This is a genomic window from Enterococcus sp. AZ167, assembly GCF_051714025.1.
Lineage (GTDB): Bacteria > Bacillota > Bacilli > Lactobacillales > Enterococcaceae > Enterococcus_D > Enterococcus_D casseliflavus.
This window is the reverse complement of record NZ_JBIORB010000001.1, coordinates 2390792-2400000: the sequence shown is the minus strand read 5'-3', so window position 1 is coordinate 2400000 and position 9209 is coordinate 2390792. Positions and strand designations below refer to the sequence as shown.

6 protein-coding genes, 1 rRNA gene and 1 other annotated feature are annotated in these 9209 nt (G+C 44.5%); of the genes, 5 read left to right on the top strand and 2 right to left on the bottom strand.

Annotated elements, in window-relative coordinates; translation table 11 throughout:
- Window positions 1–173: 173 nt before the first annotated feature.
- Window positions 174–1733 (bottom strand): 16S ribosomal RNA (locus IGJ05_RS11265).
- Window positions 1734–2448: 715 nt separating this feature from the next.
- On the opposite strand from IGJ05_RS11265, the gene IGJ05_RS11260 reads away from it, so the two are divergent.
- From IGJ05_RS11260 to IGJ05_RS11245, 4 genes are all read left to right on the top strand, one after another.
- The gene (locus tag IGJ05_RS11260) at window positions 2449–3138 is read left to right on the top strand and encodes a response regulator transcription factor (protein WP_008376963.1); all 690 of its coding nucleotides are present in this window, start codon (window positions 2449–2451) and stop codon (window positions 3136–3138) included.
- Window positions 3128–4336: a sensor histidine kinase gene (locus IGJ05_RS11255; protein ID WP_005226244.1), complete on the top strand. Its 1209-nt coding sequence runs from the start codon at window positions 3128–3130 to the stop codon at window positions 4334–4336. Before IGJ05_RS11260 ends, IGJ05_RS11255 begins: the two co-directional genes overlap by 11 nt.
- A gap of 35 nt (window positions 4337–4371) precedes the next feature.
- Window positions 4372–4570: a binding site (T-box leader), on the top strand.
- Window positions 4571–4627: 57 nt separating this feature from the next.
- Entirely contained in the window at window positions 4628–5905 is a 1278-nt protein-coding gene (gene serS, locus IGJ05_RS11250; RefSeq protein WP_015510637.1) for a serine--tRNA ligase, read from the top strand.
- A 290-nt stretch (window positions 5906–6195) separates the two neighbouring features.
- Window positions 6196–7716: a polysaccharide deacetylase family protein gene (locus IGJ05_RS11245; RefSeq protein WP_266166302.1), complete on the top strand. Its 1521-nt coding sequence runs from the start codon at window positions 6196–6198 to the stop codon at window positions 7714–7716.
- Between the two features lie 71 nt (window positions 7717–7787).
- Here IGJ05_RS11245 and IGJ05_RS11240 read toward each other — a convergent pair whose 3' ends face one another.
- A complete protein-coding gene (locus IGJ05_RS11240) occupies window positions 7788–8414 on the bottom strand; it encodes a TetR/AcrR family transcriptional regulator (RefSeq protein ID WP_081116718.1) in 627 nt (208 codons plus the stop codon).
- A gap of 85 nt (window positions 8415–8499) precedes the next feature.
- Between IGJ05_RS11240 and IGJ05_RS11235 the strand changes: the two genes are divergently transcribed.
- On the top strand, window positions 8500–9201 hold the full coding sequence (locus tag IGJ05_RS11235) for an ABC transporter ATP-binding protein (RefSeq protein WP_081116717.1): 702 nt from the start codon (window positions 8500–8502) through the stop codon (window positions 9199–9201).
- The last annotated feature ends 8 nt before the right edge of the window (window positions 9202–9209 follow it).

The following is a 9209-nucleotide window of genomic DNA, read 5'->3' as shown; positions in this document are numbered from 1 at the left end:
AAATAAGCGTTGAACTTATTAAAAAACTCTTTTAACATTTCAACTCGGTGTGTGTTACTTGTTTTGATTATTTCTTCGATATCCAGTTTTCAATGAACAAATTTTGTTTGAGAGTAAACCTCTCAAAACTGAACAAAGGCAAACGATGTGTAGTCTTCCGAAATATTCCTTAGAAAGGAGGTGATCCAGCCGCACCTTCCGATACGGCTACCTTGTTACGACTTCACCCCAATCATCTATCCCACCTTAGGCGGCTGGCTCCAAAAAGGTTACCTCACCGACTTCGGGTGTTACAAACTCTCGTGGTGTGACGGGCGGTGTGTACAAGGCCCGGGAACGTATTCACCGCGGCGTGCTGATCCGCGATTACTAGCGATTCCGGCTTCATGTAGGCGAGTTGCAGCCTACAATCCGAACTGAGAGAAGCTTTAAGAGATTAGCTTAGCCTCGCGACTTCGCAACTCGTTGTACTTCCCATTGTAGCACGTGTGTAGCCCAGGTCATAAGGGGCATGATGATTTGACGTCATCCCCACCTTCCTCCGGTTTGTCACCGGCAGTCTCGCTAGAGTGCCCAACTAAATGATGGCAACTAACAATAAGGGTTGCGCTCGTTGCGGGACTTAACCCAACATCTCACGACACGAGCTGACGACAACCATGCACCACCTGTCACTTTGCCCCCGAAGGGGAAACTCTATCTCTAGAGTGGTCAAAGGATGTCAAGACCTGGTAAGGTTCTTCGCGTTGCTTCGAATTAAACCACATGCTCCACCGCTTGTGCGGGCCCCCGTCAATTCCTTTGAGTTTCAACCTTGCGGTCGTACTCCCCAGGCGGAGTGCTTAATGCGTTTGCTGCAGCACTGAAGGGCGGAAACCCTCCAACACTTAGCACTCATCGTTTACGGCGTGGACTACCAGGGTATCTAATCCTGTTCGCTCCCCACGCTTTCGAGCCTCAGCGTCAGTTACAGACCAGAGAGCCGCCTTCGCCACTGGTGTTCCTCCATATATCTACGCATTTCACCGCTACACATGGAATTCCACTCTCCTCTTCTGCACTCAAGTCTCCCAGTTTCCAATGACCCTCCCCGGTTGAGCCGGGGGCTTTCACATCAGACTTAAGAAACCGCCTGCGCTCGCTTTACGCCCAATAAATCCGGACAACGCTTGCCACCTACGTATTACCGCGGCTGCTGGCACGTAGTTAGCCGTGGCTTTCTGGTTAGATACCGTCAAGGGATGAACATTTTACTCTCATCCTTGTTCTTCTCTAACAACAGAGTTTTACGATCCGAAAACCTTCTTCACTCACGCGGCGTTGCTCGGTCAGACTTTCGTCCATTGCCGAAGATTCCCTACTGCTGCCTCCCGTAGGAGTCTGGGCCGTGTCTCAGTCCCAGTGTGGCCGATCACCCTCTCAGGTCGGCTATGCATCGTTGCCTTGGTGAGCCGTTACCTCACCAACTAGCTAATGCACCGCGGGTCCATCCATCAGTGACGCAAAAGCGCCTTTCAACTTTCTTCCATGCGGAAAATAGTGTTATACGGTATTAGCACCTGTTTCCAAGTGTTATCCCCTTCTGATGGGCAGGTTACCCACGTGTTACTCACCCGTTCGCCACTCTTTTTCTTTCGGTGGAGCAAGCTCCGGTGAAAGAAAAAGCGTTCGACTTGCATGTATTAGGCACGCCGCCAGCGTTCGTCCTGAGCCAGGATCAAACTCTCATAATGATTTGTTTGAATGACCATACGGTCATTAAGCTCATAAAAATTAACTTTGCTAGCTATTGCTTGCATGTATTTGTTTCAATAAATTGAAACGTCCTACACATTGGTTCGTTTGCTTGCTTTGTTCAGTTTTCAAAGGTCTACCGTGCTGTGTTAGCAACTTTTATATCATATCAGAGTGACATTTAATTGTCAACTCTTTTTTAAAAAGTTTTTTTCGCTCGTTGTTTTTCAACTTCGTAGCGGCTGTCTCAGCGACTTAATTAGAATAACAAATGATTTGTTATTTGTCAACAACTTTTTTTAATTAATTTTGTTGATGTATCAACATCAATTAACTGTTTTAAAATTGCGACTTCGTTATAATATCATCTGTCGAGCTGTGCGTCAACTACTTTTTTCAATTCTTTTTAGGAATTCATTTAGTCATTTGGCACATGTAATAATATACCAAGACTTGTGCTATTCGTCAACCATAAAATGATTGATAGACCAACGTTTCTAGTTACTCCGTTTCCAAAGATGATTCGTGATTTTTAGTCCGTGATTTCCGCCTTTTTTAAGGACTTTTTCCGTTATTATTAGCCTATCGTTCGTCTTTTTCCTTTTTGTGTTTTCTTAATTCCTATCATTCTTATAAATTTAAGTATGATTTTATCTATTTTGTGGAATATTTGCTAAAATGGAGAAAAGAATATTGTTCCTAGGAGGACCCAGTATGAAAATACTTGTAGCAGATGATGACAAAGAGATCGTAGAACTATTAAGCATTTACTTACACAATGAAGGCTATGAATCGGTCAAAGCATACGATGGAAAAGAAGCACTGACCAAGATTCGCACCACTTCTGATATCGAGCTATTGATCTTAGATATCATGATGCCTGAAATGGACGGCATGCAAGTCGTCAAAGAATTGAGAAAAGAATCCCAAATCCCCATTATTATGTTGACCGCTAAAACAACCGATATGGATAAGATTCGTGGATTGGTCGCCGGTGCTGATGATTATGTCACCAAACCTTTCAATCCATTAGAAGTCATGGCACGGGTAAAATCGTTATTGAGAAGAACCAAGATGCAGGCTGCTTCAAATCAACCAGAGATTCTGGAAGTAAGCTCCCTTATCATCAACCGCGATTCCCATGAAGTAAAAACGGTGGATGGCAATGAGATCCAATTGACCGCATTAGAATTTGGCATCCTCTACTTATTGGCATCGCATCCCAACCGTGTCTTTAGCGCCGATGAGATTTTTGAACGAGTTTGGAAACAAGAAAGTGTCGTTTCTGCCAAAACAGTGATGGTCCATGTCAGTCACTTGCGAGATAAGATCGAAGAAGCCACGGATGGTGAAAAAGTCATCCAAACAGTATGGGGGGTCGGCTACAAAATAGATGCGAAGTAAACCAACTGAAAAAAAGCGCAACACACCAATCGAAAAAAAGAAACGGATCACGTTGACCTCAAAGGAAATCAGTGAGTTATTTGCTGAAGGAATTGTAACGATTGTTCTTTTACTTCTATTAAATGTCGCTATTTTGGTCATCTTGACCTCAATACGAGAAAACTCACCGGTTTTAGTCGAAGCGATCTATGAATCAAAGAATGCGTTCACGGCTGCCTTCAACACAGATATCTTCCGCAGTGGTCGTAACTTCATTCTACCGATGTTCTTCCTATTAGATGTGATCGTCTTATATTGGCGTTTGATTCGTCGTTACCATCAAATGCAGCTACGTCACATTATCAGCGAGCTGCACTTTATCGCAGAAGGCAACTACGATCATCGCATCCCCTTCGAGTTACGGGGCGATTTAAGTCGGATCGTTTCTAATATCAATGGCTTAGTCGACAGTACGGTGGCGGCGATCGAAGATGAACGGCGGATCGAGCAATCCAAAGATGAGCTGATCACCAATGTCAGTCATGACATTCGGACACCATTGACTTCGATCATCGGCTACTTAGGTCTAATCGAAGATCGACAATACCATTCGGAAGAAGAATTGCTGAAATATACTCATACGGCGTATGTCAAAGCCAAACAAATGAAATCCCTCGTCGATGATTTGTTTGAATACACGAAAGTGCGTCAGCCTAGCGTGCCCATTAATGTGATGGAATTCGATATGGCCCAGCTGGTTGAACAATTGGCGGCGGACTTTGAATTAGAAGCTAGCCGAAAAGGCATCAAGATCGAGACCTACACCCGTCCAGAGCATATCGAAATGGATGGTGATACCGAAAAACTGGTGCGAGTTTTCAACAACCTGCTGTCAAATGCCTTGAAATACGGCAAAGGCGCCGATAAGATCCGCATGGAGGTCGAGAAAGTCGGAACCGAAGCGATCTTAACCGTCAAAAACAATGGGCAGATGATCCCTAAGCAAGCCCTTGATTCTCTATTCGACCGTTTCTACCGAGTGGAAGAATCCCGCTCTCAAGAAACAGGAGGAACTGGCTTAGGTCTAGCGATCGCTCAAAGCATCGTCGCCTTACATGGCGGCTATATCTATGCCAAATCAACGCCAGAATGGACGTCCTTTATTATTCATCTCCCGTTGAAGCGCAACAATTTGTCCAACACACAAACCTATGGTTGACGCCCCAACATTTTTTGGGTATGCTAAAGAAAATAATCAAGGCACAGAACCTAGTATATTTTTTTCATCTAGTAAAGAGAGCTGATGGTTGGTGAAAATCAGTGTTGGAAAAAATAGAATCCAGTTCTTTAACGTGTATTTTTCGAAAGAAAAATCGTTGGCTCACGATACGAGCAGCAAGGGCAGCGCAAGCTGAACTTGGGTGGCACCGCGAATGGTCATTTCGTCCCAAGCAACACGGGATCGGAATGGCCTTTTTTCTATGGAAAAATCAAAGGAGGATGTATCACTATGTTAGATGTAAAAATGATTCGCCAAAATTTTGCTGAAGTACAAAGCAAACTCGCAACACGAGGCGTGCAAAAAGAAGTATTGGACCGCTTTTTAACGCTTGACGAACGTCGCAGAGAACTCTTAGTCCAAACGGAAGAACGCAAGAAATTGCGCAACGATGTTTCTAGTGAGATCGCTGCCTTGAAACGGGCGAAAGAAGACGCGGCTGATAAAATTGCCCAAATGAAAGAAGTCGGCAGCCAAATCAAGCAATTGGATGAAGAGATCGCTCAAATTGATGAAGACATCAAAGAGATCGCCACGACATTGCCGAATTTGCCAAATGATTCTGTTCCAGTGGGCAAGGATGAAGACGACAATGTAGAAATCCGCCGCTGGGCAGAACCAAAAACCTTTGACTTTGAACCAAAACCCCATTGGGAGATCGCAGAAGACTTGGGCATCCTCGACTTTGAGCGGGGTGCCAAAGTTTCTGGCAGCCGCTTTGTTTACTACAAAGGCTTAGGTGCTCGTTTGGAACGTGCCTTATACAACTTCATGCTGGATCAGCATGTCTATGAGCATGGCTATACCGAGATGATCACCCCTTATATCGTCAATAGCCAAGCAATGTTTGGCACGGGGCAATTTCCAAAGTTCAAAGAAGATGTTTTCCAATTGGCAGATACGGATTTGACTTTGATTCCAACTGCTGAAGTACCTTTGACCAATTACTATCAAGGGGAGATCTTAGAACAAGAACAGCTCCCTGCCTACTTCACTGCCTTGAGCCCATCATTTCGTTCAGAAGCTGGCAGCGCTGGTCGTGATACTCGCGGCTTGATTCGCCTGCACCAGTTCAATAAAGTCGAAATGGTGAAATTCAGTGATGCTGACCATTCTTATGAAGAATTGGAAAAGATGACGGCTAATGCCGAAGATATTTTGCAAAAACTCAACTTGCCTTACCGAGTGCTTAGCTTGTGTACAGGAGATATGGGCTTTTCTGCGGCGAAGACCTATGATTTAGAGGTATGGATCCCTGCTCAGGAAATGTACCGTGAGATCAGCTCTTGCTCAAACTGTGAAGATTTCCAAGCACGCCGTGCCATGATCCGTTACCGCGATCAAGAGGGCAAGATTCACTACATGCATACACTAAATGGCTCTGGTCTGGCTGTCGGTAGGACGGTAGCCGCAGTGCTAGAAAATTATCAAAACGAAGACGGCAGTGTAACGGTACCAGAAGTTTTGGTTCCTTACATGGGCGGACTGACAAAAATCGAAAAAGCCTAAGCCTTAGCACCCTTAATTGCACCCCCTTCGTAACAGTCACACCACGTGAGCTGTTACGAAGGGGTTTTCTAGTTCACCTAATAGATAGTGGTTGCAAAAGATCCCCTAACGCCCTTGATCATTTCTTGCAAGAGAAACAACGCAACGAGGCTGTAATTTTTGAATGAATAATTAGAAAAATCCCTTCATCTTTTTAAGTCTCTATCAGAAACCGGGCATGATCGTTGAAAGTACCTGTGACTTATGGTAACGTGGGCATAATTTAGGATGGAATGAAGGGAGCTTCACCAATGCCCGAACGAAAGACCTATGCCCGTCGGAGTGACTTGCACAAGAAACCAAACAATAATCAAAAACGAACAGCGTCAGCTGAAGAAAGACCGAAAGGACCACCCTCGAGAAAGAAGCCGTATCGAAAAGCAATTTTTTCCTTATTCACCTTATTATTGATCGTTTTGATCGCGACGGCTGGCTCAGTCCTTTACACTTTACACCAGCAAGAAGTCGCAGCCCAAGAAAAATATGAGGCGGCTGCGGAGAAATTACTGGCATCAATCCAAGCAGAACAAAGTCAAAATGGGTTAAAAACAACGCCTGAAGTGCTCTCCAAAGGCGCAACCAAAGAATTGATCTACCGCCCGCAAGACCTTGATACGTTTCCCATCAAAGATATCAAAGAACGGTTGACACAAGCCGCTGATCACTTGCGTAAAAAACAAACGAATAAAGAAGTCGTCACCGTTGCCCGCATCCAAGCACAAGCAGCGGCTTCAAAGGTGTCTACTTATTCATTGAAAGCCGACAGCTATGTGTGGAATCGAGAAACCGGACGTTTTGAAGATGCGGACAGCCTAACGGATGCACCGATCTTCGTATCAGAGAAGACGCAAACCGAATTGTCTTTGAAAGAACTGGTTCCTGATGAAGGCAGCTTATTAGGTATTCAACAAGTCATTCAGCAGAAACTGCTGGATCAAGCCAAAGAACCCGCCAAAATCATCGACGCCGTCTTGGCCATGGAGCGGATCACCTTCGATTCGAAATTTACTTACGATCCAGAGAAGCTGACCATCGAATTGCCAAAAAATCAGACGGGAGCGACGGAAATCACCCTGCCTTACAGCGAGATCGCCCCATTCATTGATCCTGATCTCGTGGCTGCTGACCAACTCAACAATGCCTTGCAAAGTTTAGACCCCAATAAAAAATACGTGGCATTGACCTTTGATGATGGACCTAACAGTACCTCCACCATGGATCTGTTGAACATCTTACAAGAAAATGACGTTAAAGCGACCTTCTTTATGCTGGGACAAATGGTAGAGCAATATCCGCAAGCTGCTAAAAAAGTCCAAGAAGCTGGACACGAGATCGCCAGTCATTCTTACTCTCATCCGCAGCTGAATACTCTTTCAGCGGAAGATTTGCAGGCAGAAGTCACAAAAACCAACAAAGCCATTTATAATGCGACGGGTTTACTACCTAGAAATTTACGGCCCCCTTATGGCGCTATCGACAAACAAAGCGCAGAAACCATTGGCATGCCGATCATTCAATGGGACATCGATTCTCAAGACTGGAAATTGAAGGATCCGAAGAAGATCAATGCCTTGGTGCAACAAAATGTCTTTAATGGTGCCATGATCTTGATCCATGATATTCACCCGAAATCTGTGAAAGCCGTACCGGGAGTCATTAAAATGCTCAAAAACGAAGGCTACGAATTCGTGACTGTCGATCAATTATTAGAAGCACGGCAAAAACCATTGCATCAATACTTTGGGATGAACGACGAGCGCCTCGTTGACTAAATAAAAAAAGGAACGCAGCAAATTGTCTCTTGCTGCGTTCCTTTTTGGTTATTGGATCGTTCCCTCTTTTTTTAGCCCTTCTTATCCTCATATACATTGGTCACAAAAATTTGGATCAACAGTTCAGCGACAGCTTTTGGCGGCATCATTGAGAAATCTTTGAGCCAGCGTTCGATCAACCCGATAGACCCGCAGACAAAAAAGCTAAGACACAGTTCCAATTCTTCCTCGGAAGCATCTTGAAAGTATTGGGCAAACCGTTTCAAGGTCTCCGGTTTGATCTCTGACAATAAAAGATTCAGCAAATGGCTGTTGTTCAACAAAATCAAATGGGTGGTACTAGGATTCTCATACAAAATCGTCAACAGCTTTTCCAACCAAAGATCCAATGACAAATTTTCCTGCTGCAAGTTCGATGCGATCTGCTCAACAAGCTCTCCTTCGATCTCCTCCAACAAAGCGGCCGTATCCTTATAATATTTATAAAATGTTCCTCGGTTGATATCGGCTCGTTCCGCAATCTCTTTGATCGTGATTTTGCGGTACTCTTTTTCCAACAATAACTCCTGAAAGGCGCGTCGGATCACTTTTTTCGAGTAGATCGTTCGACGATTCCCCACAGTCCCCACCATATCGTTTCCCCTTTTCTCTGTACATTTGATCAATATTTGTCTATTTAATGACAAATACGTAAGCATTGAGGATTGCTCTTACTTTTCTTTCTTAGTATACTAACACCATGTGATTAAATCAACACGTGTTTAAAAAATGGAGGCTTTATTAATGAGTTATGTTGAAGTAAAGAATGAATATAAACGCTATCAGATGGGCGAAACCACCATCACTGCCAACAACGATCTTTCCTTTGCCATTGAAGAAAGCGAATTAGTGGTGATCCTTGGCCCCAGTGGTGCAGGAAAATCGACCGTTTTGAATATTTTAGGTGGGATGGATTCGCCAGATGAAGGACAAATCATTATCGACAATGTCGATATCGCGAAGTTTAACGACAAACAGCTGACGGAATACCGCCGCAAAGACGTCGGGTTCGTCTTCCAGTTTTATAATTTGGTGCCGAACCTGACAGCGAAAGAAAACATTGAATTGGCAACAGAAGTCTCACCGAATGCACTCGATCCTGATGAAGTCTTAGCACAAGTCGGGTTAGAAAACCGTAAAAACAACTTTCCTTCGCAGCTCTCTGGTGGGGAACAGCAGCGGGTATCGATCGCTCGGGCGTTAGCCAAAAACCCGAAATTGCTATTATGCGATGAACCAACCGGTGCGCTGGATTTTGAAACAGGCAAACAAGTGTTGAAGCTTTTGCAAAACGCCAGTCGGAAAAACGGCAATACGGTGTTGATCATTACCCATAACAGCGCCATTGCCCCGATCGCCGATCGGGTGATCCATATCAACGATGCCACTGTCCGTTCCATTGAAGAGAATCCTCATCCAATCTCGATCGATGAAATCGTTTGGTAGGAGGATCT

Coding starts and splice junctions, on each gene's coding strand:
- IGJ05_RS11260 (WP_008376963.1), top strand. CDS start 2,449: ATGAAAATACTTGTAGCAGATGATGACAAAGAGATCGTAGAACTATTA.
- IGJ05_RS11255 (WP_005226244.1), top strand. CDS start 3,128: ATGCGAAGTAAACCAACTGAAAAAAAGCGCAACACACCAATCGAAAAA.
- serS (WP_015510637.1), top strand. CDS start 4,628: ATGTTAGATGTAAAAATGATTCGCCAAAATTTTGCTGAAGTACAAAGC.
- IGJ05_RS11245 (WP_266166302.1), top strand. CDS start 6,196: ATGCCCGAACGAAAGACCTATGCCCGTCGGAGTGACTTGCACAAGAAA.
- IGJ05_RS11240 (WP_081116718.1), bottom strand. CDS start 8,414: ATGCTTACGTATTTGTCATTAAATAGACAAATATTGATCAAATGTACA.
- IGJ05_RS11235 (WP_081116717.1), top strand. CDS start 8,500: ATGAGTTATGTTGAAGTAAAGAATGAATATAAACGCTATCAGATGGGC.